The organism is Leifsonia sp. TF02-11 (assembly GCF_017565305.1).
Classification (GTDB): domain Bacteria; phylum Actinomycetota; class Actinomycetes; order Actinomycetales; family Microbacteriaceae; genus Leifsonia.
Map to the genome: position 1 here is coordinate 711,421 of NZ_JAGEKP010000003.1, position 26,471 is coordinate 737,891.

Below are 26,471 nucleotides of genomic sequence, written 5' to 3' on the forward strand. Positions count from 1 at the left end.
GTGGCTGCGGTCCTTACTTCAGCAGAGCTTCGAGGTTCTTCTGCGTGGCGTCGAGGATCGCCTTGGGGTCGCCCGTCGCCAGCGTTTCGAGCTTGCTGTTGAGGTCGGTCACGACATCGGCGGAGCCCTTGGCGGTCGGGACGCCCTTGGCGTAGTCCGCTGCGGCGAGGAAGGGGACGAGGTCGGGGTTGGCCGACTTCCACTCGGACGCGGCCGACTTGATCGACGGCATCGGGCCGAACGCCTTCGAGAAGGCGAGCTGGTCGTCCTTGCTGGTCAGCTTCTCGACGAGCTTGAGCGCGGCGGCCTGGTTGGGGCTGTCGGCGGCGATGCCCCAGCAGTTGGTGAACTGCAGCGTGCCGGCGCCGGCCGGGCCCTTCGGCAGCTCGGCGACCTGGTACTTGATGTTCGGGTAGTCGGACTTCATGGCGCCCGTGATCCAGTTGCCCTCGATGGTCATCGCGGCCAGGCCCTTGCCGAACGCCTCGCCGCCCCAGCCCGCGCCGAGGTCCTTGGCGTACTTGAGGTCGCCGGCGTTCAGCATCTGCTTGACGAAGTCGAGCGCCTTGACGTTGGCGTCGCTGTTCGCGGTCGCCTTGGTGCTGTCGTCGTTCATCAGGTTGCCACCCGCCTGCACCATGAACGAGCCGACGCGGGCGTACTCGCCCGAGATGCCGAGGCCGACGTGGCCGTTCGCGGTCAGCTTCTTGGAGACGGCCTCCAGCTGGTCCCAGGTCTGGGGGATGTCGCTGTCGGTCAGGCCGGCGGCGCTCCACAGGTCCTTGTTGATGATGAGCTGCAGCGTCGAGAAGTCCTTGGGCGCGCAGTAGAACTTGCCGTCGTAGGTGAACGACTTGACGAGGCTCGGGTAGAAGTCGCTCTTGTTGGAGAGCTGGTCGCCGTACGCGAGCAGCGAGCCGTTGGAGGCGTAGCCGGCGAGCGCGTCGGTCGAGAGGTAGAACACATCGGCGGGCTTCTTGGCCGCGAAGCCCTGCGCGAGCTGCTGGTTGAGGTCGCTGGCCGCCACCACGCTGGCCTTCGTGCCCGAGCTGGCCGACCAGTCGCCGACCGCCGACTTGACGGCCGCGGTCTCGGCGTCGCCGGACGAGCCGATCATGACGGTGAGTGCCTTGTCCGACGAGGTGAGCTTGCCGGTGTCGCTGCTGCCGCTGCCTCCGCTGAAGCCGGAGCCGCAGGCGGTCAGGGCGAGGGCGGTCGCGGCGGCGACAGCGCCGCCCGCGAGCCAGCGGGATGTGATTCTTCGCATGTGTTTCTCTCCTTGGTGTGAGTGTGCCCGAGAGGACGGGCGCACGCGGTCGGTGTCGAAGAAGACCGTGGGCGGTTCGCCACGAATATCCCTTTGATCGATCAAATTCGGTGGTGCTACGCTGCAGTTTGAACGATCAAACCGGGACCCTGCCAACATAACCACGGCCTCGGAAGGTGTCAAGCGGAGCAACGGACGAGCGCCGGGGGCCAAGGAAAGCGACCGAACGGTAGGGTCTGAGGAAACCTCCCGGGTCAGCCCGGGCGTGTCGGGGAAAGGAGCAGCATGGGCGGGCAGCCGACGGTGAGCGACGTCGCCGACGCGGCCGGCGTCTCACGCCAGACCGTGTCGAACGTGCTGAACACCCCGGCGATCGTCCGGCCGGAGACCCGTGAACGGGTCGAGGCCGCCATCCGCACGCTCGGCTACCGGCCGCACGCCTCCGCCCGGCGCCTCCGCACCCAGAAGAGCTCCACGATCGGCATCCGGCTCGACCCGCTGACCCAGGACGGCATCTCGGGCAGTGTGCTCGACCGCTTCCTGCACTCGCTCACCGAACAGGCGGACCGCAAGGGCCTGCGGGTGCTGCTCTTCACGGCCGCAGGCCCGGAGGACGAGATCGAGCAGTTCCGCCGGCTCTCCGACGGAGCCGACGTAGACGCTTTCGTGCTGACCTCCACCTTCCATGGCGACCCGAGGACCGAATGGCTCATCGAGCACGGGCAGTCGTTCGTGACGTTCGGGCGGCCGTGGGGGATCGACGACATGACCGACCCGCTGCACCTCTGGGTGGATGTGGACGGCCGTGCGGGACTCCGCGATGCGACGAGGCACTTCCTCGACCTCGGGCTCCGGCGCATCGGCTACCTCGGCTGGCCGGAGGGCTCGGGAACCGGTGACGACCGCCGGGCCGGCTGGCTGGAGGCGATGCGTTCGGCCCGGGCGGTGGACGAGGCGACCCTCGCGGTGCTCGAGGAGACCGCGGAGGACGGCGTCACCTTCGGCGCGACGGCCATGCGTCGACTCGCCGACCGGACGGACGTGGACGCGGTGGTGTGCGCCTCCGACTCGCTGGCGCTCGGAGCACTCACCGCAACGGGAGGGCGCGTCCCCGTGATCGGCTACGACGACACTCCCGTCGCCGCGTCCCTGGGCTTCTCGAGCGTGCGTCAGCCGCTCGACGCCGTCGCCGCAGGCGTGCTCGACCTGCTGACCGGCGCGCACGGCGGCAGGGTGCGGCCCGAGTCGGGCATCGACGACCCGCGGCACCGGCTCGTGGCGCCCCGCCTCGTCGTGCGCGAGGGCGGCTCGCTGATCGGCGGCCGCTGAGCCCCCGCTCGCGCCGCCGCCCCGTCCTCGCGCCGTCGCGAACGGAGGACATCCGCCCTCCGTAGCCGCACAACTCCTCCGCTGGCTGCTTCCGCTGTGCGCTCAGCACCGGATCTCCTCCGTTGGCCGCATGCGGCGAAACGCGCATGTAACCCGCCGCGGCGACAATGGAGGCATGACTCCACAAGAGCCGAACCTCCCCGCGCCACAAGCGCAGAACCCGAGCAAGGCACCCCGCATCCCCGTGACCGTCTCCATCACCCGCCGCGTCGACCCCGGCCGTCTCGCGGAGGTGACGCACTGGGTGCAGGCCGGCGTGAACCTCGCGAACACCTACGAGGGCTTCCTCGGCTCCGGATGGGTGCGCGCCGCTGCCGACTCCCACGAGTGGCACATGCTGTACCGGTTCGCCGACGAGGCGTCGCTCGACGCGTGGGAGGTCTCCGACGCCCGCGCCGAATGGCTGTATGAGGGTCGTGAGCTGGTCGAGGTGTCCCGGGTGGAGCGCCGCACCGGCATCGAGGGCTGGTTCGACGAACCGCAACCGGGCGTTCCTGCGGCGCCGCCGCGCTGGAAGCAGGCGGTGACGATCTGGCTGGGTTTCTTCCCGCTGTCGCTCGCCTTCACCTACGCGACGTTCTATCTCGTGCCCGGCTGGCACCAGCTCTGGCCGCTCGCGACGGTGCTCATCACCACCCTCTGCCTCACGCCCACGATGACCTACGTCCTGCTCCCGTTCGTCACGCGCCTCCTGCACCCCTGGCTCCGCCGCTGACCAGCCATCCGTTCCTCACTTCCTCCCGCTCCCGCCCGGTGTGTCGCGCGAGAAAGTGAGGAAGCGATGGTTGGGCGGGTGGGGGATGTCCCTGAGGTGACCCTGAGATTCGGGCGGAGCGCTTGCGTGGCTCCGACTCGCGATATATCGTGAATACGTCAACATCGCGATATATCGCGAGTCACCGAGGGCTCCGCCGGAGCCTCACTGCACGAAACGACGCAAGGAGCGCGAGAACCATGGCACAGGAGAAGTGGCTGATCCAGCCGGGCGAGAGCCGCACGATCGACGTGGAGCTCGTCCGCTCCCTCAAGGTCGGGCTGCTGGGTGGCCAGATCGACATCATCGGGCACGACGAACAGGGCGCGCGGGTGGAGGTCCACTCGGTCTCGGGCCGCGACCTCAAGGTCTCGATCGAGGGCGACCAGCTCGAGATCGATCACCCGCAGCTGCGGTGGGACAACTTCATCGACGTGTTCAAGTCGATGAAGTCGAGCGCCCGCGCCGACATCAGTGTGCTGGTGCCGCGCGACGTCGCCCTCAAGTTCGGCGTCGTCTCGGCCGGCGCACTCATCTCGGGCCTGAAGACCGACGCCCGGCTCAGCACGGTCTCCGGTGATGTGGTCATCGACGGCCTGGTCGGCGACCTGGAGCTGAACTCGGTCAGCGGCGAGCTGTCGGCGCGCGGTCACACCGGCCGCATCAACGCGCACACCGTCTCGGGCGACATCACCGTGACGGGCTCCATCCCGCGCTTCAGCGCCGACGGCGTCTCCGCCGACGTCATGGTCGACATCTCCGGCACCCCGGACGAGATCCAGGTGAACACCGTCTCTGGCGACACGACGATCCGCATCCCGGAGGCGCTCGGCGCCCGCTACCGCGCCAACACCGTCTCCGGTCGAGTGCAGCTCGACAACGTCAGGGTCGTCGGCTCGGCCGGCAAGGGCTACACCGCGACCACCGGCAGCCTCGACGGCTACTGGGTGGACATCTCCGTCAACTCGGTCTCCGGTGCCGTCTCCGTGCTCCGCAGCCCCGTCGAGCAGAACCAGGCGTCGGCGTGACCCCCGCGGTCTTCGCCCACGGCAGCCTCCGCCTCTACCTGTTGAGCCTTCTCGCGGAGGAGCCCCGGCACGGCTACGAGCTGATCCAGGCGCTCAGTGACCGGTTCGGGGGCACGTATGTACCCAGCGCCGGCACGATCTACCCGCGGCTGGCCAAGCTCGAGGAGGAGGGGTTGGTCACCAAGACGACAGACGGTCGCAAGACCGTCTACTCCATCACCGACGCCGGCCGCGCGGAGCTGGCCGCGCGCGAGCACGAGCTGGACGCCATCGAGGAGGAGGTCACCGACTCCGTGCGACGGCTGGCCGACGAGGTGCGCGCCGGCGTGAACGACGCGATGCGCACGCTGCGTGCCGAGCTGGCCTCGGCCGCACGGGAGGCGAAACGCGACGCGACCCGGGTGGATCCGCGACAGGAGGCCCGCGACGCGGGTCGCGACGCCCGCGCGGCCGCCAACGCCGCAGCGCGGGAGGCCGAGGTCGCGATCAACGACTTCCGGCAGGAGCTCCGGACCGTCCTGCGTTCCCAGGCTGCGCGCGGCGCGCTCCCGGCGAACGTGGTGCCACTCCTCAAGGAGGAGTTGACGCGCGTCCGCCGCACGATCGCAGAGGCGATCGGTCGCAGTTAATCCGCCGGTGAGACCGGGTTTCGTCAACCACGTCCAGAAAGTCTCAGGCCATGCTCATCTCGCTCCCAGTGAGACCGATGACGAGCCGCCTCCCGCGAGATTCCGCGGCAACGGACCCCGTGGGGAGGGCGGATCAAGTCTTGCCAGAATCACATCCTGGTGACGACGCAACGCGCCGACTTGACAGTGTTTTGGCAGCGAGTATTCTCGACCCTCGTGACAAATGAGGGGAGATCCCCGAAGCGGTGGCTGATCGGCGACCCGCTTCCGAGCGAGAAACTCGAAGGACAGCTGCTCCCGAAGCACCTCGCGCTACCGATCTTCGCGTCCGACGCACTCTCCAGCGTCGCTTACGCTCCGCAGGAACTCCTGATGATCCTGCTGCTTGGCGGCCTGGCGTTCCTGTCGTTCGCCCCCTGGGTGGCCGCGGCGGTCGTCATCCTGCTCATCACGGTCGTGCTGAGCTACCGGCAGCTGGTCAAGGCCTACCCGTCGGGAGGCGGCGACTACGAGGTCGCTCACAAGAACCTCGGCGAGAAGGCCGGCCTGGTCGTGGCGTCCGCACTGCTGGTCGACTACGTGCTGACGGTCGCCGTGTCCGTTGCGTCCGGCGTCGACAACGTGATCTCGGCGCTGCCGTTCCTGTCGGCGTGGCGGGTCGAACTCGCCGTGATCTGCGTGGTCATCCTCGCCGCGGTCAACCTGCGCGGCGTGCGCGAGTCGAGCAAGGCGTTCGCCCTCCCGACCTACATCTTCATCGGCAGCATCTTCGTGATGATCGCCACTGCGCTCGTGCGCACGGCGCTCGGCAACCCGCCGGTCGCCGAGTCGGCGGGCTACTCGGTGCACGCGGCGAACATCGCCCAGGCGGGCGTCGTGCTGCTGCTTCTGCGCGCGTTCTCGAGCGGCTGTTCCGCGCTGACGGGCGTGGAGGCCGTGGCCAACGGCGTCCCCGCGTTCCGCACCCCCAAGATCCGCAACGCCCGCACCACGCTCGGTCTGATGGGCGGCATCGCGATCGTCCTGTTCGCCGGACTCACCGCGACCGCGCTCATCAGCGGCGTCCACTACGCAGAGAACCCGTGCGACCTGCAGGGCTGGGCGCAGTGCGCGACGTCGCCGCAGCGCTCGCTCATCGCGCAGATCGCGTCGGCGACGTTCGGCAACAACACGGTCTTCTTCTTCATCGTGCAGGCGGCGACCGCAGTCGTGCTGCTGCTGGCCGCCAACACCGCGTTCAACGGCTTCCCGCTGCTCGGCTCTGTGCTCGCGCGCGACTCCTACGCGCCGAAGGCCCTCAACACCCGCGGCGACCGCCTCGTCTACTCCAACGGCATGATCCTGCTGGCCCTGGCCGCGACGATCCTGCTGCTGGTGTACCAGGCGAACCTCACGCAGCTGATCCAGCTCTACATCATCGGCGTCTTCGTGTCGTTCACGCTCGGCCAGTCCGGCATGGTGAAGCACTGGATCTCGCTGTTGCGCGGCGCAGGCAAAGACGGCGCGGCGACGCTCAGCGCGCGCGAGCGCAGCAGCATCGTGCGCTCGCTCTGCATCAACGCCTTCGGCGCGACGCTGACGTTCATCGTGCTCATCGTCGTCACGATCACGAAGTTCACGCACGGCGCCTACCTCGTCTTCATCTTCATGCCGATCCTGTGGTTCCTGATGCTGGGCGTGAACCGCTACTACCGCGACGTCGAGAAGGAGATCGAGGTCGACCCGACCACGACCTTCGGCAGTGTGGGCGACCACGCCGTCGTGCTGATCGGCAAGATGCAGAAGCCGGCCCTCAAGGCGCTGGACTACGCCATCGCGGCCCGCCACGACTCGATCGAGGCCGTGCACGTCTCCATCGACGAGGAGGCGACCCAGAAGCTTCAGCGCCAGTGGATCGAGCAGAACATCCACGTTCCGCTCACGATCATCGAGTCGCCGTACCGCGAGTTCGGCGTGCCGCTCATCAAGTACCTCAAGCACCGCAGGGAGGAGCACGGCTCCGAGGTCGTGACCGTCTACCTGCCGCAGTACATCGTCGGGCACTGGTGGGAGTCGCTGCTGCACAACCACCGCGCCCGCCGACTGAGCAAGCAGCTCATGCTGTGCCACGGCGTCACGGTCGCGCTCGTCCCGTGGCTCCTCGACTCGTCGTCGCTGATCTACGGCCGTCGCTCGCGCCCGCTGCCGGGCCAGGACCGTCGCGGCGAGCCGACGCGCCCGATCGCGCGCCGGCCGCTCGCTCCCGCGTCGGCCGCGCGTGCGCGCATCCACATCCACTCGACGCCGATCGCGGTGGGCGAGCCGGAGGGAGCCCAGGGCGAGTTCGCAGCGCCGGGCGAGCTGGCGGTGCCGCCGGTGGGCGCGCCGGATGCGTCGGTGCAGGCTGCCGAACAGCAGAAGGTGCCGGCGAAGGCGAAGCGGTAGCGGTCGAGGCCGGGCACGTGACGGTCGAACCGATGGCGCTCGTCGCGGGCCGCCGTTGCGCTGCGGGAGTTCGCGTAGAAAGGCCTACAGCCGCACAGCCGGCCCGTGCCCCGGGAGCACCCACCGCGCGTCGCACAGGCTGAGCCTGCGCGCGCTGACCTCCGCGCCGTCAGCGTCGTGGTGGAAGAACGACGGCAGCTGCTGCAGCTCGCCGTCGTCCGCGAGGAGGGCATGCCCGGTGACCACGGCGTCCCCGGTGATCAGCACTTCGGCCTCCGGCTCGAAGTAGCAGACGTGGCCTGTCGTGTGGCCCGGAGTGGGCAGGAGCTCGAGGCGATGGCCGGTCGACAGCTCGAGCACGTCGACCGCGATCGGCTGCGCCGCGGGCACGCCGACATCGCCGAGACCTCCGGCGAGGATGGCCGCGACCGCCCAGGGGATCGTTCCGCGGCGGAGGGCGACGGGTAGCAGGTCGCCGACGGTCACCTGCTCCGTGATCTCCCTGCGCACGTTCGGCAGTTCTGTCTCGGCGGCGAGCACCTCCACGCCGCGCTCGCTGAACGCGCGGGCCGAGCCCACGTGATCGGAGTGCCCGTGGGTGACGAGGATGCGCACGAGCGCGGCGACGTCGAGGCCCGTCGCCCGGATCGACTCCTCGACCAGCGACCGGTCGGCCGGGTAGCCGCAGTCCACGAGCTCGACCCGTCCGTTGCCGTGGAACACCGTCCAGTTGGCGGCAGGGCCTTCGACGAAGAGGATGCCGGGGGCGACGGTGGTCAGGGCTCGGATCGAACGCACACGGTAGACAGTACCGTCTGGCCTTGACCTTGACGTAACGTCAACCTTTAGCGTGGTTCGCACAGCCCACGAGAGAGGGACGGACATGGTGGAGGCAGCCGCCGACTGGAGCATCCAGGACATCGCGCGCATCGCCGGCACGACGAGCAGGACGCTGCGTCACTACGACGAGCTCGGCCTGCTCGCGCCGAGCCGGATCGGCGCGAACGGTTACCGCCACTACGACCGCGACGCCCTCGTGCGGCTGCAGCGCATCCTGCTGCTGCGCGACCTCGGCCTCGGCCTCCCGGCCATCGCCCGGGTGCTCGACGACCGGCAGGATGCGGTACCCGCCCTGCGCGACCATCTCACCTGGTTGCGCGGCGAGCGGGAACGGCTGGCGCGGCAGATCGCGTCGGTCGAGGCGACGATCCACGCAGTGGAGGAAGGAGAGGAGATCGTGGCGGAAGAGATGTTCGACGGTTTCGATCACACCCAGTACAAGGAGGAGGTCGAACAGCGCTGGGGGAAGGACGCGTATGCGGCCTCCGACCGCTGGTGGCGCGGGATGACCGCAGAGGAACGCGCCGGATGGCAGCAGCGGCAGAAGCAGCTGGCCGCCGACTGGACGGCCGCCGCCGCACGCGGCGTCGACCCGGCCTCCGAGGAGGCGCAGACGCTCGCGCAGCGGCACTGGGAGTGGCTGGCCGACATCCCCGGCACCCCGGGCCACGGCGCCGGCGGCCCACCGGCCGCCTACCTGACGGGCCTCGGCGACATGTACGTCGTCGACCCGCGCTTCGCCGCCAACTACGGCGGCACCGAGGGCGCGACCTTCGTGCGCGACGCCCTCCGCGCCTACGCCGCCGCCCACCTCGTGTAGCAACCGCCAGGCAGCCATCGATTCCTCACTTTCTCCCGCAACACGCCGAGTGGAGGCGGGAGAAAGTGAGGAACGGCCGGCTAGGCGCGGCGCGTGCGTCGAGCGCGGCCGGTGACGCGGTCGTCGAGCCAGTGTGCGGCGATGAGTCGCGACGCGCGCGGCGGGGTGCGCGGCTCGGCGGGGGCGCGGTCGGGTTGCGGGCCGCGCACGAGCGGGGAGGCCGCGCGGTCGACCGCCCGAGCGCGCGCCGAGGCGTCGGACTCGAGCAGGATGCCGTCTCGCACGTCGAAACGGACGGCATCCTGCTCGCCCACGCCCTCCCCACGGAGGCCGGGGCCTTGCTCCGCCGTGCCTTCGAGTTCGCCCTCCAGCGCGGCGTCCGCTGGTGCGGGCTCCGGCAGCCGGATGGCGAAGAACGGGAGGGTGAGACTGCAGAGCGGCCCGACCAGCAGCGCGAACGCGAGCGTTCCGATGCCGACGTTGCCGCCGAGGAACCAGCCGATGATCAGCACCGTGACCTCGATGGCCGTGCGGACCGCCCAGATCGGCCGGCCGGTGCGGGCGTGGAGGCCGGTCATCAGGCCGTCGCGCGGCCCGGGTCCCAGCTTGGGTCCGATGTAGAGCCCGGTGGCGATCGCCAGCAGCACCAGGCCGGATGCGAAGAGCAGCACCTGCGCCCAGAGCTCGGTCTGCTGGGGGATGAGCCAGAGGCCGAGTTGGGCGCTCGGCCCGACCAGGAGCACGTTGAGCACGGTCCCGAGCCCCGGCTTCTGCCGCAGCGGGATCCAGAAGGCGAGCACCACGAGGCCGACGATGTTCGTCACGAGCCCGAACGGGATGCCGGTCTTGAACGAGACACCCTGCGCCAGCACGTCCCACGGCGACACGCCGATTCCGGCACGGACCATCAGCGCGATGGCGATGCCGTACAGGAAGAGGCCGACCAGGAGTTGGCCGACGCGGCGGACGAGGAGGAACGGGGACATACTGACAATCCAATCGGCAGATTGGCATTACAACAAGATGCCAATTCGGATAAAGTGGCTCGCATGGCCGACGCACACCTGACCGCCCGCTCCCTCGAGTCGCTCCTCGGAGACTGGCGCAGCGCGGCACCCGGCTATCAGTCGCTGGCCGACCGGGTGCGCCTCCTGGTGCTCGACGGCCGCATCCCGATCGGCACCCGGCTGCCGGCCGAGCGCGATCTCGCCGGCCGGCTCGAACTCAGCCGCACGACGGTCACCGCCGCCTACCGACAGCTGCGGGAGGGCGGCTTCCTCGACAGCGTGCGCGGGTCGGGCAGCGTCGCGCGGCTTCCCGGGCCGACGCTCGCCCTGCCGCTCGCCGGCGGCGAGGGGATGCTCGACTTCACGAAGGCCGCGCTGCCGGCCGCATCGTCCCTCCCGGCTGCCGCGCGCGCGGCCGCGGAGGAGCTCCCGCACTTCCTGCCCGACTCCGGCTACGACCCGGTCGGCCTGCCGCACCTGCGCCAGGCGATCGCCGACCGGTACACCGAGCGCGGCCTCCCGACCACAGCAGACCAGGTGCTGGTCACCGTCGGCGCGCAACAGGCGATCGCGCTCATCGCGCGCACCTTCCTGGCGCGCGGCGACCGGGCGCTCGTCGAGATGCCCACCTACCCGCACGCGACGGAGGCCCTGAAGCTCGCGGGGGCGCGGCTGCTCCCGATCACGGTGACCCCGCCGGAGGATGCGCCGCACGCGCTCGACGCGGAGGACGACGGTTGGGATGTCGCCGCCGCCGAGCAGGCGATCCGCAGGGCGAGCCCGGCCCTGGCCTATCTGATCCCGGACTTCCACAATCCGACCGGCGCCTCCATGTCCCCGTCGACGCGCGAGCGCCTGCTCGCGGCGGCGGCGGCGCACGGGATGATCGTGGTCGGCGACGAGACGACGGCCGAGCTCGACATCGACCGCGTCGGCGAGCACCTCCCGCTGCCCGCCTCCGCGCAGCGGAAAGCGGGCGACGCTCCCGTGCTGCTGATCGGCTCGGCCAGCAAGAGCCTGTGGGGAGGTCTCCGCATCGGCTGGATCCGCGCCGAGCCTCCGCTCATCCAGCGACTCATCTCGGCGAAGCCGTCGACCGACCTCGGCACTCCGATGCTCGAGCAGCTGGTCGTCGCGCGGATGCTGCCGCAGTCGCGGGAGATCGTGGAGGAGCGCCGGCTGCAGCTGCGGGCGGGGAGGGAGACCGTGCGCAGGCTGGCGGCGGAGATCTTCCCCGACTGGCGCATCCCCAGCCTCCACGGCGGCCTTGCGGCATGGGTCGGCATCGGCGCGCCGGTCAGCTCTGCCCTGGCGCTCGCGGCGCGCAATCACGGCCTGCTCATCGCCGCCGGACCGCGGTTCGGGCTCGACGGCGCTTTCGAGCGCTTCCTGCGGGTGCCGATCACCTACACCGAGGAGGAGACCGAGCGCGCGTTCGTCGCGCTCCGGCGCGCGTGGGCGGTGGCGTCGTCCGAGCCGGCGCCCTACTTCGAGGCCGCCGCGCTGCCGAACGTGGTCTGAGCGCCGGTGCCGGGGACCGCCTCGCCGTCCGTCAGCCCGGTCAGCTCCGCTGCGACGGCCCACAGCGACGCGGGGAGGTCGCGCCCCCGTGCACTGCGCGGGAGGCGCGCCCGGTGGGTCGGTCCGACCAGCGCCATCCTCGACGGCCCGTAGTACGCGCCCTGTGCGGCGGCGGGGTCGGCGGCGGCGAACAGCAGCGGCTCGGCTCCCTGCTCGACGCCCTGCGACGGCAGGAGGGTGCGGCTCGCGGGCTGCAACTGCTTCTCGCGACCGAGGTTGCGGCCGGCGGTCTGCAGGTTGGTACGCGTGTAGCCGGGGTGCGCCGCGGTGCTGAGCAGTCCCCAGCCGTTCGCCTCCGAGAGCTCGGCGAGGCGCAGGGTCATCAGGAGGTCGGCGAGCTTGGACTGCGCGTACGCACGGGCCGCGCTGTAGCGGTCGCGGAACTGCAGATCGCGGAAGTGGATCGACCCGAAGTCGGCCGTGCCGCTCGACATGGTCGCGACCCGCGGCGCTGTCGACTCCAGCAGGCGCGGGAGCAGCAGGTTGGTGAGCAGGAACGGGCCGAGGAAGTTGCTCTGGAACTGCAGCTCGTAGCCGTCGACGGTCTCGATGCGCGTGGGCGGGATCATCACGCCGGCGTTGTTGACGAGGGTGTCGAGTGGCTCGCCGTCCGCGAGCATCCCCTCGGCGAAGGAGCGCACGCTGGCCAGGTCGGCGAGGTCGATCCTGCGCAGCCGGAGGTCGGCTCCCGGCACACGGGTCAGGAGTTCGGCGCGGGCGGCCTCGCCTTTGTCGAGCGAGCGGACGGCCATGGTCACGCGGGCGCCGGCGGCGGCGAGCCGGGCTGTGGCCTCCTTGCCGGTGCCGCTGTTGGCGCCGGTGACGACGATGTGGCGTCCGGTCTGATCGGGAACGGTGTACACGGGATCCTCCGCTGGTCGTGGAATAATGAACCGCTGGTCTGTTAGGGATCACGGTAATAGACCGATGGTCTGTTAGCAAGAGGGAGGGACATGTCCCAGGTGACGTTCAGCCGCGCCCGGAGCGAGGAGCAGCGTGCGCAGCGCCGAGAGGCCATCCTCGCCGCCGCCGCGGAGATGCTGGCCGACACCCGCGTCGCCGATCTCAGCCTCAACGAGCTGGCGCGCCGGGTCGGCCTCGCCAAGTCGAACGTCCTCCGCTACTTCGAATCGCGGGAGGCCGTGCTGCTGGAGCTGTACGGCCGCGAGTTCGCTGCCTGGCTCGACGCGCTCGAGGCCCGGCTCGACGCGCTCACGGCCCGCACCGCCGAGTCGCTGGCCGCGGCGGTCGCGGACACCGCAGCCGAGCGTCCGGTCTTCGCCGAGCTGTGCGCAGCGGCCCCCGGTATCCTCGAGCACAACATCTCCGGACCGGTCGCGCGCGACTACAAGCGCACGCTGCTGGGGCACGTGGCCCGCCTCGGAACCCTGGCCTCCCCGTGGATCGGCGACGATCCGGAGGGCGTGCTCGTCTTCGTCGGAACCGTCACGCTCGGGATCGGCGGCATCTGGTCGACCTGCCGTCTGTCGCCGGGGATGGCGGAGGCCTACCGGCTCGACCCGGAGCTCTCCGCCTTCCGCGTGGACTTCCGCGAAAGCCTCGAGATCCTGCTGGTCACGGTGATCAGGGGACTCCGCGCCGCGTGAAGTGGTACCACGGCATGAGGAATGTGCACAGGCTGCAATGAGATACTTTGGCTGCGCCATCGCCGTCGCCTGCCAAGCACCCACTTCCGCCGAGGGGATCCTCCGTGCACTATCTCGCTGTCCTCAGCATGAGGAACCGCGCCCTGATCGCGCTCGTGACCATCGTCGCCGCCATCTTCGGCGGCGTCGCTCTCACGAGCCTCAAGCAGGAGCTCGCGCCGTCGATCTCGTTCCCGCAGCTCGTCGTGCTGTCGAGCTACCCCGGCGCCTCGCCCGAGGTCGTCAACCACGACGTCAGCACCCCGGTGGAGGCCGCCATCCAGGGCGTGCCCGGTCTGGACTCCACCTCGGCGGTCAGCAGCACCAACCAGTCGATCATCACGGTGAAGTTCACGTACGGCACCGACCTGGCGACGGCGGAGCAGAAGATCGACCAGGCCATCAACCGGATCAAGTCGACCCTGCCGTCCGGCGTCGACCCGCAGGTGCTGTCGGGCTCCATCGACGACCTCCCTGTCATCCAGCTCGCAGTCACCGGCGATACCGACCAGCGCACGCTCGGCGACGCCATCACCAAGCTCGCGCTGCCCGACATCAAGAACGTGACAGGCGTCAACGACGCCCAGCTCGTCGGCGAGGTCGGCCAGCGTGTCACGATCACACCCGACCAGGCCAAGCTGGTCGCGGCGGGCGTCACCAGTGCGTCGATCAAGAACTCGCTGCAGCAGTACGGCGTGCTCCTCCCGGGCGGATCCCTCACCGAGGACGGCAAGACGCTCACCATCCAGTCCGGGTCGCAGCTGACCTCGGTGGCCGACATCGCGTCGCTGCCGCTGGTAAAGGTGACGTCTGCCTCGGCGGGCGGCGGTTCGGCGGCCGGCGGTTCGGCGACCGGCGGCTCGGCCGGCGGCGGCTCCTCGTCCGGTCAGCAGGGCGCGACGAGCGGCGGCTCGTCGGCGAGCCAGCAGGCGGCCGCGGCGGCCTCCACCCCGGTCACCATCGGTGACGTCGCCACGGTCGCCCAGACCGACGACCCGGTTACGTCGCTCTCCCGCGTCGACGGCAAGCCGGCGCTGACGATCGCCGTGACCAAGCTCCCGTCGGCGAACACGGTGGAGGTCTCGCACAGCGTCTCCGCGCTCATCCCGAACCTGGAGACCAAGCTCGGCAACGGTGCGAAGATCACCGTCGTCTTCGACCAGGCGCCGTTCATCACCCAGTCGATCAACTCGCTCGCGGAGGAGGGCCTGCTCGGCCTCGCGATGGCGGTCATCGTGATCCTGGTCTTCCTGCTCTCGGTGCGCTCGACGCTCGTGACCGTGATCTCGATCCCGACCAGCGTCCTGATCACCTTCATCGTGATGTGGGCGAGCGGCTACACGCTCAACATCATCACGCTCGGCGCCCTCACGATCGCGATCGGCCGCGTCGTCGACGACTCGATCGTGGTCATCGAGAACATCAAACGACAACTCGTGCCAGGAGTGGACAGGGCCGTCACCATCGTGCGCGCGGTTCGCGAGGTCGCCGGCGCGATCACGGCCTCCACCATCACCACGGTCGCGGTGTTCCTGCCGTTGGCGTTCGTGGGCGATGTCACGGGCGAACTGTTCCGGCCGTTCGCGCTCACCGTCACCATCGCGCTGCTCTCGTCGCTCCTCGTCGCGCTGACGATCGTTCCGGTGCTCGCCTACTGGTTCCTGCGCGCACCCAAGCCGCGCAAGCACGAGGGCGGCGAGCACGACGACGAGGCGGCCCACCTGCCGATCGCCGAAGCGATCGCGTCGGGGCACGACGAGCTCGAGCACCCGTCGCTGCTGCAGCGCGGCTACCTGCCGATCATCCACTGGACGCTCAAGCACTCGTGGCTGACCATCGTCGCCTCGGCGATCGTGCTGGTCCTGACTTTCGCGGCGTTCCCGCTCCTCAAGACGAACTTCCTCGGCTCCAGCGGCCAGAACTCGCTGACGGTCTCGCAGACCCTCGAGCCGGGCGCGAGCCTCCAGGCGAAGGACGACGCGGCCAAGAAGGTCGAGCAGAAGCTGCTCGACACGAAGGGCGTGAAGACCGTCCAGGTGTCGATCGGTTCCAGCGGCTCCTCGCTGCGCGACGCGTTCACCGGCGGAGGCGGCGCGACGACGTTCTCGATCACCACCGACCCGAACGCCGACCAGGAGAAGCTCCAGTCGACGATCCAGAGCGAACTGAGCGGCATCAGCGACGCCGGCGACATCCAGGTGTCGGCGTCCAGCGGGTTCGGCGGCTCCACGGACATCCAGGTGGACATCACCGCGACCAGCAACGCCGACCTCCAGAAGGCCACCGACTCCGTCGTCGCGGAGCTGAAGAAGCAGAAGTCGCTCAGCCAGGTGACGGACAACCTGAGCGCGTCGCTGCCGTACGTGTCGGTGACCGTCGACCGCACCAAGGCGGCGCAGGTCGGCCTCAGCGAGGTCGCCGTGGGCACGCTCGTGTCGCAGACCATGCAGCCCACGCAGATCGGCTCCGTCGCGATCGACAACTCGACGCTCAAGATCTACCTGCAGGCGGACAACCCGCCGACGACCGTCGCCGGGCTCTCCACGCTGCCCATCCCGACGGCCACCGGGGTCGTGCCGCTGAACTCGATCGCGACCGTCGCCGAGGCGAAGGGTCCGTCGACCGTCACCACTCAGCGTGGCCTGCGCACCTCGACGGTGACCGCGACGCCGGGCGACAACCTGACGACGGCCAACCAGGAGGTCACCAAGGCGCTGAACGCCGCCGACCTCCCGGCCGGTGCGACGGCGAAGATCGGCGGCGTCTCGTCGAGCCAGTCGAGCGCGTTCGGCCAGCTCGGGATCGCGCTGCTGGCGGCCATCCTGATCGTCTACATCGTGATGGTGGCGACCTTCCGGTCGCTGCGCCAGCCGCTGCTGCTGCTCGTGTCGGTGCCGTTCGCGGCCACCGGAGCGATCCTGCTGCAGCTCGCGTCGGGCATCCCGCTCGGCGTGGCCTCGCTCATCGGTGTGCTGATGCTGATCGGCATCGTCGTGACGAACGCGATCGTGCTCATCGACCTGGTGAACCAGTACCGGGCCAGAGGCCTGACCGTTTCCGAGGCGGTTGCGCACGGTGCCTCCCGCCGACTGCGGCCGATCCTGATGACCGCGCTGGCGACCATCGCGGCGCTCACTCCGATGGCCATCGGACTCACCGGGCACGGCGGTTTCATCTCGCAGCCGCTCGCGATCGTGGTGATCGGCGGCCTCCTGTCGTCGACCGTGCTGACGCTCGTCGTGCTGCCGACGCTCTACAACCTGGTGGAGGGCGCCCGCGAGCGACGGCTCGCCCGCCGGGCCGCCAAGAGCGGCGGGGACGGCGGCTCCGGCGGCGAAGGCGGACCCGGTGACGGCGGCTCCGGTCCCGAAGGGTCGCGACCCGACGGTCCGGGTGCCCCGGAGCAGGAGGGGGACGCCGCGTCGCCCAAGCCTCCCGTGTTCACGACGCCGGCCGGAGGCCAGCAGCTCTGAGCTGACGCCGAGGGGCACGCGAACGCCCTCATCCCGCGCGGATGAGGGCGTTTGCGTGCCCCTCGATCGGTTTCGGTCGCCGGATGTCCGGGATGCCAGACGAGCGAGCGGTCCGGGGGCTCACTGGCGTGCACGCACATTGCTAGCGTCGCGGGTATGAGCCTCTCCTCCGGTGCCCTCTCCGTCGACCCGCTCTGGCCGAGGGCCGGATCCTGGCCGGCGCTCGCGGACGCACCGACCGGCCAGGCCGTCGATCTCACGCTGATCGGCCTCCCCACCTGGCGCACCTCCCTGTCGGCGACTGGCGCGCACGCGACGCCGGCGGCCGTACGGGACGCCCTGCGGCGGTACTCGCTGCACGTACCCGGGCTCGACGTTGAGTCGCTGCGCTTCGCCGACGCCGGCGACGTCGCCGAGCCGGACGGCGCCGACGGCGAGCAGCGCGCCATCGCAGCGATGCGGGAGGCCGCCGGGAGCTCGCGCCTGACGGTCGCCGTCGGCGGGGACAACTCGCTGACCGTCCCCGCTGCGCTCGGCGCGTGGGGGGAGCAGCTCCCGACGGCCGGATTGATCACCCTCGACGCCCACCACGACCTGCGCGACGGCGTCTCCAACGGCTCTCCGGTGCGCCGACTGGTGGAGGCCGGGCTCGACGGCCGGCGGATCGTCCAGATCGGAATCGCCGACTTCGCGAACTCCGCCGCCTACTCCCGGCGAGCCGAGGACCTCGGCATCACCGTCGTGCCGCGCGATGCGCTGCACGGCCGCCCGCTCGACGACGTGATGGCCGAGGCCCTGGAGGTCGCAGGAGCCGCGGGAGGCCCGGTGCACGTCGACCTCGACGTCGACGTCTGCGACCGGTCGGTCGCACCCGGCTGCCCGGCCTCCGTTCCCGGCGGCCTCGCCGCCTGGGAGTTGCGCCGCTTCGCACGGCTGGCAGGCGCCTCCCCCCTGGTGCGCTCCATCGACATCGCCGAGGTCGACGCCACCGCCGACGCCGACGACCAGCGCACCGTGCGCCTCGCGGCCCTCCTGGTGCTGGAGGCCGCCGCCGGCCTCGCCGCCCGCGCGCGCTGATCGCCGGTGCCGCGTTCGGCCTCCCGCCTGCGTGTCGAGGCGGTGCATTCTCGGCGCCCTCGCGCGCGTGGAGCCCGGTTCGCGCCGTCTCGGAGCGCGCGCCCTCAGGCGACGTGGGTGCTCGCGACGAGGGGGACGCCGGGGCGGTAGGCGAGGTGCACGTACGTGGGGGCGTCCAGCACGGCGTAGTCGGCGCGGGCGCCGGGGCGCAGGTGGCCGACGTCGTCGCGGCGCAGCGCCTCCGCGCCGCCGAGGGTTGCGGCGCGCAGGGCCTCCGGAACCGTCATGCCCATGTCGCGCACGGCGACGGCGATGCAGAACGGCATCGACGAGGTGAACGACGAACCCGGGTTGCAGTCGCTCGCCAACGCCACCCGTACACCGGCGTCGATCAGGCGCCGGGCGTCGGGGTAGGGGTGTCGCGTCGAGAACTCTACCCCGGGCAGCAGGGTCGCCACGGTGTCGGAGCCGGCCAGCAGCGCCACATCGGCGTCGGTCAGGTAGGTGCCGTGGTCGACGCTCGCGGCGTCCAGCTCGACGGCCAGAGCGACGCCGTCGCCGGGCCCGAGCTGGCTGGCGTGCAGGCGCACCCCGAGTCCCCGCTCCGCTCCCGCGGTCAGGATGCGGCGCGACTGCTCCACGGTGAAGGCTCCCGTCTCGCAGAACACGTCGATCCAGCGGGCGTGCGGAGCGCAGGCGTCCAGCATCGCCCCCGTCACCAGGTCGACGTACGCCTCCGGGTCGTCGGCGTACTCCACGGGGACGACATGCGCCCCCAGGTATGTGGTCTCGGGTGTGACCTCCCTGGCCAGCCGCAGGATGCGCTCCTCGTCCGGGACGGTCAGGCCGTAGCCGCTCTTGATCTCGAACGTCGTGGTCCCCTGTGCGTGCAGTTCGGAGACGAAACGGGCCAACCGGGCCCGCAGGACGTCGTCCGACGCCTCGCGCGTCGCCGCCACCGTGCTGCGTATGCCGCCGGCGGAATACGACCTCCCGGCCATCCGCGCCTCGAACTCGGCAGCGCGATCGCCGCCGAAGACGAGGTGCGTGTGGCTGTCGACGAAACCGGGAATCACGGCCGCGCCGCCGGCGTCGAGGATCGTGTCGGCGTCCACCCGCGGCGCCGCTGCCGCAGGACCGGTCCACTGCACCCGCCCGTCCACCTCGAGCAGCGCGGCGTCGCGGACGACGCCGAGTGGCCCCTCGTGCGCCGGATCGAAGGTGACGAGCTCGCCGATCCCGGTCAGCAGCGTCGCGCCCGGCATCACGCCTCCTGCGTCGAGGCGCGTTCAGCCATCGGGACCCGGAGACCACGCTCGCGCGCGACCTCAGCCGCGTGCTCGTAGCCGGCATCCACGTGCCGCATGACACCGGTTCCCGGGTCGTTGGTCAGCACCCGCTCGATCTTCTGCGCGGCGAGCGACGTGCCGTCGGCGACCACCACCTGGCCGGCGTGGATGCTGCGGCCGATGCCGACGCCGCCGCCGTGGTGGAGGGACACCCACGTGGCTCCGGAGGCCGTGTTGAGCAGGGCGTTGAGCAGCGGCCAGTCGGCGATCGCGTCGGAGCCGTCCTTCATCGCCTCGGTCTCGCGGTACGGGGAGGCGACAGAGCCGGAGTCGAGGTGGTCGCGGCCGATCACGATGGGCGCGGAGAGCTCGCCAGAGGCGACCATCTCGTTGAACTTCAGGCCGGCGAGGTGCCGCTCCTTGTAGCCGAGCCAGCAGATACGGGCGGGGAGGCCCTCGAAGTGCACCTTCTCTCCCGCCTGCGTGATCCAGCGGCGGAGCTTGTGGTCGTCGGGGAACAGTTCGAGGATCGCCCGGTCGGTCGCGGCGATGTCGGCCGGGTCGCCCGAGAGGGCCGCCCAGCGGAACGGGCCGCGACCCTCTTCGAACTGCGGCCGGATGTAGGCGGGCACGAAGCCGGGGAACGCGAACGCCCGGTCGTACCCGCCGAGCTGCGCCTCGGTTCGGATCGAGTTGCCGTAGTCGAAGACCTCGGCGCCGGCGTCGAGGAAGCCGACCATGGCCTCCACCTGCTTCGCCATCGACAGCCGGGCGGCGATCGTGAACGCTTCCGGGTCGGCGGCGGCGCGGTCGTGCCATTCCTCGACGGTGATGCCCTCCGGGAGGTAGCTGAGCGGGTCGTGCGCGCTGGTCTGGTCGGTCACGATGTCGATGGGCACTCCGCGGCGCAGCAGCTCGGGGAAGACGGTGGCGGCGTTGCCGACGAGGCCGACAGAGAGCGCCCTCCGCTCGTCCTTCGCCGCGGTCACGCGGGCGATGGCGTCGTCGAGATCGTCGGCCAGTTCGTCGAGGTAGCCGTGGTCGACGCGGCGCTGCAGACGGGTGCGGTCCACGTCGACGATGAGCACGGCGCCCCCGTTGAGGGTGACGGCCAGCGGCTGGGCGCCGCCCATCCCGCCGCAGCCGCCGGTGAGGGTCAGCGTGCCAGCCAGGCTTCCCCCGAACCGCTTATCGGCGATCGCCGCGAAGGTCTCGTACGTGCCCTGGAGGATGCCCTGCGAGCCGATGTAGATCCACGAGCCGGCGGTCATCTGGCCGTACATGGTCAGGCCGAGCGCCTCCAGCCGGCGGAACTCGGGCCACGTCGCCCAGTCGCCCACGAGGTTGGAGTTGGCGATGAGCACGCGCGGCGCCCACTCGTGGGTGCGGAAGACGCCGACCGGCTTCCCCGACTGCACGAGCAGCGTCTCGTCGGCTTCGAGGTCGCGGAGGGTGGCGACGATCGCGTCGAACGCCTCCCAGCTGCGTGCTGCCCGGCCGGTGCCGCCGTAGACGACCAGGTCGTCCGGCCGCTCCGCGACCTCCGGGTCGAGGTTGTTCATCAGCATGCGCAGCGGCGCTTCGGTCTGCCAGCTCTTCGCGCTCAGCTCCGTGCCGCGCGGCGCGCTCACCGGTCGTGATCCCTGCATGTCGTGTGGTCCTTTCGGGCTATCCGTTCCTCACTTTCTCCCGCCTTCCACCGGCGTGTCGCGGGAGGAAGTGAGGAAGCGATGGCGGCGGAGGTGGGGCTAGTGGAGGGGGGTGATGGTGCGGGCGGCGGTGGCGGCGGCGCCGGAGGCGACGAAGGCGACGGCGGCCTCGATCTCGGGGGAGAGGTGGCGGTCGGGGCCGGGGCCGGGAACGGTGGCGCGCAGCGCAGCGGTCACGGCGCCCGTGGCCGGGCCCTGCTCGAGCGGGGCTCGCAGATCGGCGCCGCGCGCCGCGGTCATCAGCTCGATGGCGAGCACCCGGCTGAGGCCGTCGATCGCCCTGCGCAGCTTGCGCGCGGCGGCCCAGCCCATCGAGACGTGGTCTTCCTGCATCGCCGACGAGGGGATGCTGTCCGCCGACGCGGGCGCCGCGAGCCGCTTGAGTTCCGACACGATGCCCGCGGCGGTGTACTGGGCGATCATCAGGCCCGAGTCGACGCCGACCTCGTGGGCGAGGAACGGGGGGAGGCCCTGGTTGCGGGCCTTGTCGAGGAATCGATCGGTGCGGCGCTCGGACATGCTGGCGACGTCGGCGACGACGATCGCGAGGAAGTCGAGCACATAGGCCACGGGCGCGCCGTGGAAGTTGCCGTTCGACTCGACCCGGCCGTCCGGAGTGAGCACCGGGTTGTCGATGGCCGACGCGAGCTCGCGCTCGGCGACGACGGTCGCGTGGGCGACGGTGTCGCGCGCGCCGCCGTGCACCTGGGGGGCGCAGCGCAGCGAGTAGGCGTCCTGCACGCGAGTGCACTCGGGGCCTTTGTGGCTTGCGACGAGCGGCGAGTCCGCGAGCAGGGCGCGGAGGTTGGCCGCCGACACCGCCTGGCCGGCCTGCGGGCGCAGCTGCTGGAGGTCGGCGGCGAAGACCGCGTCGGTGCCGAGGAGGGCCTCCACGCTCATCGCGGCGGTGATGTCGGCCGTGGTGAGCAGGGTGTCGAGGTCGTTCACGGCCAAGGCCAGCATCCCGAGCATCCCGTCGGTGCCGTTGATGAGTGCGAGCCCTTCCTTCTCGGCCAGGACGACAGGCTCGATGCCGGCGTCGGCGAGGGCGTCGGCGGCCTCCCGGAGCTCGCCGTCGACGCGCACCTGCCCCTCGCCCATGGCGGCCAGCGCACAGTGGGCGAGCGGTGCGAGGTCGCCGGAGCAGCCGAGCGAGCCGTACTCGCGGACGATCGGAGTGATGCCCGCGTTGAGGAGCGCGGCGTACGTCTCGACCGTGTGCCGCTGCGCGCCGGTTCGGCCGGTCATCAGGGTGGCCAGGCGCAGCAGCATGAGGGCGCGCACGACCTCCCGCTCGACCTCCGGCCCGGAGCCGGCCGCGTGCGACCGGACAAGGGAGGCCTGCAGCTGCGCCCGGCGCTCCTCCGGGATGAAGGTGGTCGCGAGGGCGCCGAAGCCGGTGGAGATCCCGTAGTGCGGCTCGACGTCGTCGGCGAGGGCCTCGATGATCGCCCGGGAGGCCTCGACGGTCTCCAGCGCGGCGGCGTCCAGGTGCACGGGCGCGTCGTGGCGGGCGACGGCGACGACCTCGGCGATGGTGAGGGGTCGCGCGCCGACGGTGACGGGCGTGGTGCCGCCGTCGGACGGTCGGGTGGTTGCGGGGGTGGAACCGGTGGTGAGGGCGGACATGCTCCGATCATGCGCCGCGGTGCCGTGTCGGCGCCCGGGGGTTAGGCTCTTCGGTGTCCGGGATACCAGACTCGCGGGTGCGGGCTGCCCGCTGCCGCACGAATGCACGAGGGGAGGCGCCATGAGCAAGGTCCCCGCCGCGGACAACACGCTGCGGATCCTCGCCTACCTGGCCACCCAGCGCGGCCCGGTGCCGGCCGCCGCCATCGCGACCTCCCTCGGCCTCCCGCGCTCGACCGTCTACCACCTGCTCACCGTGCTGGCCGAGCACGGTTTCGTGCTGCACTTTCCCGAGGCCCGTCGGTACGGCCTGGGCGTCGCCGCCTACGAGCTGTCGAGCGGGTTCTCCCGCCAGCAGCCGTTGAGCCGGCTCGGCCGCCCGATCGTCGCGGCGCTGGTGGATGCGCTGGGCGAGTCGGGGCACGTCGCCGTGCTGCACGGCCGCGACGTCGTCTACATCGTGGAGGAGCGCGCACCGCGGCGGCCGCGGCTGGTCACCGACGTCGGCGTGCGGCTGCCGGCGCACCTGACCGCGAGCGGCCGCGCGTTGCTCGCCTCCCTGCCGCCCGGCCAGCTGCGCGCCCTCTACCCGGACGCCGACGCGTTCGAGGACCGCACCGGTGCAGGGCCGCACTCCTACGCCGAGCTGCGCCGCCTGGTCGGGGAGGCCAGGGAGCGCGGCTACGCGACAGAGGACGGTGACGTCACCCCTGGCTTCGCGTCGGTCGCGGTGTCGGTGCGCGATCACGCGGGCTGGCCGGCCGCGGGGATCGCGGTCACCTTCCCGCGCGAGAACGTGCCGCCGGCCGAGTGGGACGCGCTGGCCGCGCGCGTGCGCGAGGCGGCCGCGGAGCTCTCGCGCCGCATCCGCGGCAGCTGAGCGCCCCACGCGCCGATGCGCCCGCCCGCGCTGAGGGGCGCCCAAGCGCCCTTAAGGCGGCCGTTTAGGGACGCTTGCGTGCCCCTCGGTGGCCCCCCGCGCGGCGAAGCCCGCGCTACTCGAGCGTGAGCGTCGTCGTGTGCGAGCTGCCGTCGCGGAGGTACTCCACCTTCACCTCGTCGCCCGCCGCGCTGGTCACCTGGATGGCGGTGAGCACGTCGATGTTGGTCGCGGCGTGCCCGTTCACCGACGTGATCACATCGCCCACGCGGATTCCGGCTCGCTGCGCGGGACCGCCGGAGACGATCGACTGCACGAACAGCCCGTCGGTCACACCGAATGCCGCGGCGGCGGACGGCGGGATGGGGACGACCGTCAGCCCGGCCGTCGGATGCGAGACCTCGCCGTGCGCGATCAACTCGTCGGCGATCGGCAGGGCGAGCGACTCGGGAACGGCGAACCCGATGCCGACGCTGCCGGTGCTGGCCTGGCCTCCCGACCCCGGAACGGTCGCGATCGCGGTGTTGATACCGATCAGGCGGCCGTTGCAGTCGACGAGGGCACCTCCGGAGTTGCCGGGGTTGATGGACGCGTCCGTCTGGATCGCGCCGGCGAGCACCGCGTTCCTGTCGTCGTCGCTCGGGACGGGAACTGTGCGGCCGAGCGCGCTGACGATGCCGGCGGTCACGGTGCTGGACAGCCCGAGGGGAGCGCCGAGCGCGACCACCGGCTGGCCGACCACGAGCGATCCGGAGTCGCCCGTGGCGATGACGGGGAGAGGCTCGTCGCTGGACACCTTGATCACCGCGAGGTCGGTCTTGGGGTCGCGCCCGGTGAGCGTCGCCGGCAGCTCGTGCCCGTCGCTGAACCGGACCGTGAGCTTCGCGCCGGACGCCGCGTCGGCGACCACGTGGTTGTTGGTCAGGATGTAGCCGTCGTCGGTGATGATCTCGCCGCTGCCGTTGCTGGTGCCCCGCTGGCCGACGACCGCGATGGTCACCACGCTCGGCAGCACCTGGTCCGCCACGTGCGCCGCGTCGCACGAACCGCTGCGGCCGGCCGAGAGCGCGGCGACGGCGAAGCCTCCCGCGACCATCCCGCCCCCGATCAGGACCAGAGCGCAGCCGAGGACGAGCAGTGCGACGGTCCAGGAGCGGGTGGTCTTCGTGTCGGTCACAGGCGGCCTCTCTCGACGGTGGCGCCAGGCTAGCGGGAGCGTTGACCGCGCACCAGGACCGTCCTCGCCGCGCCGCGGGGCGCTACCCTTCGTGCATGGTGAGATTCCTGATCCGTGCGGCCATCTTCGTCGTCACCGCTGCGCTCGGCCTCCTGGTCGCGTCCTGGCTCCTCCCCGGCTTCCACCTGGACTGGGAGGGCCTCCTCATCGCTGTGGCGGTCTTCGCCGTGGCGCAGAGCATCCTGGCGCCTTTCATCTTCAATCTCGCCCGCAAGTACGCTTCCGCCGTCCTCGGCGGGATCGGTCTGGTCTCGACACTGCTCGCGCTGATCATCGCGTCCTTGTTCCCCGGCGGGATCCACGTGGACGACTTCGTGACCTGGATTCTGGCCGCCCTCGTCGTCTGGATCGTGACGGCGCTCGGCGGCTGGCTGCTTCCGCTGATCTTCCTCAAGAAGAAGGTGGCGGGCAGGGGAGCAGCGGCGCGCGGCTGAGCGCCGGTCGCGTCGAAGCGCCCCGCGTCAGGGCACTCCGCCTCAGGGCACTCCGCCTCAGGGCACTCCGCCTCAGAGCGCCCTGCCGGTCAGCAGCGCGTGCTCGACGTCCGGTCTGCCGTTGCGTCGGGCCAGAGCCGCTGCGTCCTCCCAGGGGTACTCGATCGCGTGGAACGTCGCCTCCCATTCGCCGGAGTCGTCGTCGAGCACCGCGAAGCGCGCGTGCGGGCTGCCCGCCTCGATGACGTGCGGGGTCGGCCCCTCGTCGCGGTAGGCGGGCATCCCGACGCTGCCGGGGTTGACGACGAGCAGCCCGCTCGGGAGGCGGAGCAGGCGTTGAAGGTGGGTGTGACCCGACAGCAGCAGCGGGTAGCCGTCGAGGTCGGCCGACGCCAGCCGCTCCACGACTTCGCTGTCGGTGGCCGGGCGCACGCCGCTCGGCGTCACCGTCTCCAGGAGATAGAGGAGGTCGTCGTCCGGTCCGCCGTGGAACGCGAGGACGCCCGGCGCCGCGTCCGCACTCAGCGGCAGGTCCAGCAGCCACTGCCGGTGCGCGGCCGAGATCGTGTCGGCCGCGAGAGCGTCGGACGCGCCCATCCGTTCGCGCGGCAGCTCCAGCAGTTGCCGTTCGTGGTTTCCGCGCACCGAGACGGCCGGGGTGGACAGCAGCAGGTCGGCGGTCGCGGCGGGGTCCACGCCGCCCGAGAGGTGGTCGCCGAGGTTCACCAGCACATCCACGCGCATCGTGCGCAGCGCTTCGAGCACCGAGCGGAGGGCGAACACGTTGCCGTGGACATCGGAGATGGCGGCGATCCTCATCCGCCCACGCTAGCGAGACCGCGCCCAAGGGCGCGGAACGTTACGCGGCACGGAGCGTCACGCGGCGCGGAGCGTCTTCGCGAAGCAGACGGAGTGCGGGTCGCCGACGTAGTCGCCGAAGTTCGGGATGCGCACGTACCCTCGGCTCTCGTAGAGGGCGATCGCTGCGTGCTGCAGCGGGCCGGTCTCCAGCTGCAGGACGGGGATGCCGGCGACGGCCGCCTGCGCCTCCACGGCACGCAGCAGGCCGGCGGCGAGACCGCGTCCGCGCGCGTCCGGGTGGACGAACATGCGCTTGAGCTCGGCGGTACCGTCGCCCTTCTCGACGAGGGCTGCCATGCCGAGCGCCCCGCCGGTCTCGTCGCGCCCGACGAACACGGTGACGCCGGGACGCTCCAGCTCGGACACGTCGAGCAGGTAGCAGCTCTCGGCCGGGTAGAGCGCGAACGTGAACTCGTCGCTGAGCCGCAGCAGCTCCTCCACCCCGGGGGAGCGGGCGGGCTCGACGGACACGCTCGTGATCATGCGGTCGATGCTAG

At 71.1% G+C, this 26,471-nt stretch carries 22 protein-coding genes; 12 read left to right on the forward strand and 10 right to left on the reverse strand.

Annotation, left to right across the window (positions count from 1 at the left end; translation table 11 throughout):
* Nucleotides 1–13 precede the first annotated feature (13 nt).
* Entirely contained in the window at nt 14–1,267 is a 1,254-nt protein-coding gene (locus JNB50_RS05690; RefSeq protein WP_208039107.1) for an extracellular solute-binding protein, read from the reverse strand.
* 285 nt (nt 1,268–1,552) lie between these two features.
* Between JNB50_RS05690 and JNB50_RS05695 the strand changes: the two genes are divergently transcribed.
* The 5 genes from JNB50_RS05695 (at nt 1,553) to JNB50_RS05715 (ending at nt 7,491) form a co-directional block, all read left to right on the forward strand.
* Complete coding sequence (locus JNB50_RS05695; protein ID WP_208039108.1) at nt 1,553–2,596, forward strand: LacI family DNA-binding transcriptional regulator; 1,044 nt, start codon at nt 1,553–1,555, stop codon at nt 2,594–2,596.
* A gap of 175 nt (nt 2,597–2,771) precedes the next feature.
* The gene (locus tag JNB50_RS05700; protein ID WP_208039109.1) at nt 2,772–3,371 is read left to right on the forward strand and encodes an antibiotic biosynthesis monooxygenase; all 600 of its coding nucleotides are present in this window, start codon (nt 2,772–2,774) and stop codon (nt 3,369–3,371) included.
* Nucleotides 3,372–3,610: 239 nt separating this feature from the next.
* Entirely contained in the window at nt 3,611–4,438 is an 828-nt protein-coding gene (locus tag JNB50_RS05705) for a DUF4097 family beta strand repeat-containing protein (protein WP_208039110.1), read from the forward strand.
* A complete protein-coding gene (locus JNB50_RS05710; RefSeq protein ID WP_208039111.1) occupies nt 4,435–5,067 on the forward strand; it encodes a PadR family transcriptional regulator in 633 nt (210 codons plus the stop codon). Before JNB50_RS05705 ends, JNB50_RS05710 begins: the two co-directional genes overlap by 4 nt.
* A gap of 249 nt (nt 5,068–5,316) precedes the next feature.
* Nucleotides 5,317–7,491, forward strand: coding sequence for an APC family permease (locus JNB50_RS05715; protein ID WP_243768110.1), 2,175 nt, complete (start codon nt 5,317–5,319; stop codon nt 7,489–7,491).
* Between the two features lie 84 nt (nt 7,492–7,575).
* Here JNB50_RS05715 and JNB50_RS05720 read toward each other — a convergent pair whose 3' ends face one another.
* Nucleotides 7,576–8,289, reverse strand: a complete 714-nt coding sequence (locus JNB50_RS05720) for an MBL fold metallo-hydrolase (RefSeq protein WP_208039112.1) — start codon at nt 8,287–8,289, stop codon at nt 7,576–7,578.
* A gap of 85 nt (nt 8,290–8,374) precedes the next feature.
* Between JNB50_RS05720 and JNB50_RS05725 the strand changes: the two genes are divergently transcribed.
* Nucleotides 8,375–9,151 carry a MerR family transcriptional regulator gene (locus JNB50_RS05725; protein WP_208039113.1) on the forward strand — a complete coding sequence of 259 codons (777 nt, stop codon included), beginning with the start codon at nt 8,375–8,377 and terminating at the stop codon, nt 9,149–9,151.
* Nucleotides 9,152–9,231: 80 nt separating this feature from the next.
* Here the strand turns inward: JNB50_RS05725 and JNB50_RS05730 are convergent, their stop codons facing one another.
* Complete coding sequence (locus tag JNB50_RS05730) at nt 9,232–10,137, reverse strand: YitT family protein (protein WP_208039114.1); 906 nt, start codon at nt 10,135–10,137, stop codon at nt 9,232–9,234.
* Nucleotides 10,138–10,200: 63 nt separating this feature from the next.
* On the opposite strand from JNB50_RS05730, the gene JNB50_RS05735 reads away from it, so the two are divergent.
* Entirely contained in the window at nt 10,201–11,679 is a 1,479-nt protein-coding gene (locus tag JNB50_RS05735; RefSeq protein WP_208039115.1) for a PLP-dependent aminotransferase family protein, read from the forward strand.
* Here JNB50_RS05735 and JNB50_RS05740 read toward each other — a convergent pair.
* Nucleotides 11,643–12,602: an SDR family oxidoreductase gene (locus JNB50_RS05740; protein WP_208039116.1), complete on the reverse strand. Its 960-nt coding sequence runs from the start codon at nt 12,600–12,602 to the stop codon at nt 11,643–11,645. The genes JNB50_RS05735 and JNB50_RS05740 overlap by 37 nt on opposite strands.
* Before the next feature lie 90 nt (nt 12,603–12,692).
* Here JNB50_RS05740 and JNB50_RS05745 point away from each other — a divergent pair, with 90 nt between their 5' ends.
* The 3 genes from JNB50_RS05745 to JNB50_RS05755 all read left to right on the forward strand — a co-directional run bounded on the left by JNB50_RS05745 (nt 12,693) and on the right by JNB50_RS05755 (nt 17,935).
* On the forward strand, nt 12,693–13,346 hold the full coding sequence (locus JNB50_RS05745) for a TetR family transcriptional regulator (RefSeq protein ID WP_208039117.1): 654 nt from the start codon (nt 12,693–12,695) through the stop codon (nt 13,344–13,346).
* 104 nt (nt 13,347–13,450) lie between these two features.
* On the forward strand, nt 13,451–16,858 hold the full coding sequence (locus tag JNB50_RS05750) for an efflux RND transporter permease subunit (RefSeq protein ID WP_208039118.1): 3,408 nt from the start codon (nt 13,451–13,453) through the stop codon (nt 16,856–16,858).
* Nucleotides 16,859–17,014: 156 nt separating this feature from the next.
* A complete protein-coding gene (locus tag JNB50_RS05755; protein WP_208039119.1) occupies nt 17,015–17,935 on the forward strand; it encodes an arginase family protein in 921 nt (306 codons plus the stop codon).
* 104 nt (nt 17,936–18,039) lie between these two features.
* Here JNB50_RS05755 and hutI read toward each other — a convergent pair whose 3' ends face one another.
* From hutI to hutH, 3 genes are all read right to left on the reverse strand, one after another.
* Nucleotides 18,040–19,200: an imidazolonepropionase gene (gene hutI, locus JNB50_RS05760; RefSeq protein WP_208039120.1), complete on the reverse strand. Its 1,161-nt coding sequence runs from the start codon at nt 19,198–19,200 to the stop codon at nt 18,040–18,042.
* Entirely contained in the window at nt 19,200–20,873 is a 1,674-nt protein-coding gene (gene hutU, locus JNB50_RS05765; protein ID WP_208039121.1) for a urocanate hydratase, read from the reverse strand. Before hutU ends, hutI begins: the two co-directional genes overlap by 1 nt.
* A 99-nt stretch (nt 20,874–20,972) precedes the next feature.
* Complete coding sequence (gene hutH, locus JNB50_RS05770) at nt 20,973–22,562, reverse strand: histidine ammonia-lyase (RefSeq protein ID WP_208039122.1); 1,590 nt, start codon at nt 22,560–22,562, stop codon at nt 20,973–20,975.
* A gap of 121 nt (nt 22,563–22,683) precedes the next feature.
* On the opposite strand from hutH, the gene JNB50_RS05775 reads away from it, so the two are divergent.
* The gene (locus tag JNB50_RS05775) at nt 22,684–23,442 is read left to right on the forward strand and encodes an IclR family transcriptional regulator (protein WP_208039123.1); all 759 of its coding nucleotides are present in this window, start codon (nt 22,684–22,686) and stop codon (nt 23,440–23,442) included.
* Nucleotides 23,443–23,557: 115 nt separating this feature from the next.
* On the opposite strand, the gene JNB50_RS05780 is transcribed toward JNB50_RS05775, so the two are convergent.
* Nucleotides 23,558–24,619 (reverse strand): trypsin-like peptidase domain-containing protein, encoded by a 1,062-nt coding sequence (locus JNB50_RS05780; protein WP_307794613.1) that lies wholly within the window; start codon nt 24,617–24,619, stop codon nt 23,558–23,560.
* 95 nt (nt 24,620–24,714) lie between these two features.
* On the opposite strand from JNB50_RS05780, the gene JNB50_RS05785 reads away from it, so the two are divergent.
* The gene (locus tag JNB50_RS05785) at nt 24,715–25,113 is read left to right on the forward strand and encodes a phage holin family protein (protein ID WP_208039124.1); all 399 of its coding nucleotides are present in this window, start codon (nt 24,715–24,717) and stop codon (nt 25,111–25,113) included.
* Between the two features lie 72 nt (nt 25,114–25,185).
* Here the strand turns inward: JNB50_RS05785 and JNB50_RS05790 are convergent, their stop codons facing one another.
* On the reverse strand, nt 25,186–25,932 hold the full coding sequence (locus tag JNB50_RS05790; RefSeq protein ID WP_208039125.1) for a metallophosphoesterase: 747 nt from the start codon (nt 25,930–25,932) through the stop codon (nt 25,186–25,188).
* A 57-nt stretch (nt 25,933–25,989) separates the two neighbouring features.
* Nucleotides 25,990–26,457, reverse strand: coding sequence for a GNAT family N-acetyltransferase (locus JNB50_RS05795; RefSeq protein ID WP_208039126.1), 468 nt, complete (start codon nt 26,455–26,457; stop codon nt 25,990–25,992).
* Between the last annotated feature and the right edge of the window lie 14 nt (nt 26,458–26,471).

Bases quoted from the DNA above. Each gene is read 5' to 3' on its own strand.
- JNB50_RS05730 (WP_208039114.1), bottom strand. From the start codon at position 10,137: ATGTCCCCGTTCCTCCTCGTCCGCCGCGTCGGCCAACTCCTGGTCGGC.
- hutI (WP_208039120.1), bottom strand. From the start codon at position 19,200: ATGCCGGGCGCGACGCTGCTGACCGGGATCGGCGAGCTCGTCACCTTC.
- JNB50_RS05690 (WP_208039107.1), bottom strand. From the start codon at position 1,267: ATGCGAAGAATCACATCCCGCTGGCTCGCGGGCGGCGCTGTCGCCGCC.
- JNB50_RS05735 (WP_208039115.1), top strand. From the start codon at position 10,201: ATGGCCGACGCACACCTGACCGCCCGCTCCCTCGAGTCGCTCCTCGGA.
- JNB50_RS05725 (WP_208039113.1), top strand. From the start codon at position 8,375: ATGGTGGAGGCAGCCGCCGACTGGAGCATCCAGGACATCGCGCGCATC.
- JNB50_RS05790 (WP_208039125.1), bottom strand. From the start codon at position 25,932: ATGAGGATCGCCGCCATCTCCGATGTCCACGGCAACGTGTTCGCCCTC.
- JNB50_RS05775 (WP_208039123.1), top strand. From the start codon at position 22,684: ATGAGCAAGGTCCCCGCCGCGGACAACACGCTGCGGATCCTCGCCTAC.
- JNB50_RS05745 (WP_208039117.1), top strand. From the start codon at position 12,693: ATGTCCCAGGTGACGTTCAGCCGCGCCCGGAGCGAGGAGCAGCGTGCG.
- JNB50_RS05695 (WP_208039108.1), top strand. From the start codon at position 1,553: ATGGGCGGGCAGCCGACGGTGAGCGACGTCGCCGACGCGGCCGGCGTC.
- hutH (WP_208039122.1), bottom strand. From the start codon at position 22,562: ATGTCCGCCCTCACCACCGGTTCCACCCCCGCAACCACCCGACCGTCC.
- hutU (WP_208039121.1), bottom strand. From the start codon at position 20,873: ATGCAGGGATCACGACCGGTGAGCGCGCCGCGCGGCACGGAGCTGAGC.
- JNB50_RS05795 (WP_208039126.1), bottom strand. From the start codon at position 26,457: ATGATCACGAGCGTGTCCGTCGAGCCCGCCCGCTCCCCCGGGGTGGAG.
- JNB50_RS05705 (WP_208039110.1), top strand. From the start codon at position 3,611: ATGGCACAGGAGAAGTGGCTGATCCAGCCGGGCGAGAGCCGCACGATC.
- JNB50_RS05700 (WP_208039109.1), top strand. From the start codon at position 2,772: ATGACTCCACAAGAGCCGAACCTCCCCGCGCCACAAGCGCAGAACCCG.
- JNB50_RS05755 (WP_208039119.1), top strand. From the start codon at position 17,015: ATGAGCCTCTCCTCCGGTGCCCTCTCCGTCGACCCGCTCTGGCCGAGG.
- JNB50_RS05785 (WP_208039124.1), top strand. From the start codon at position 24,715: ATGGTGAGATTCCTGATCCGTGCGGCCATCTTCGTCGTCACCGCTGCG.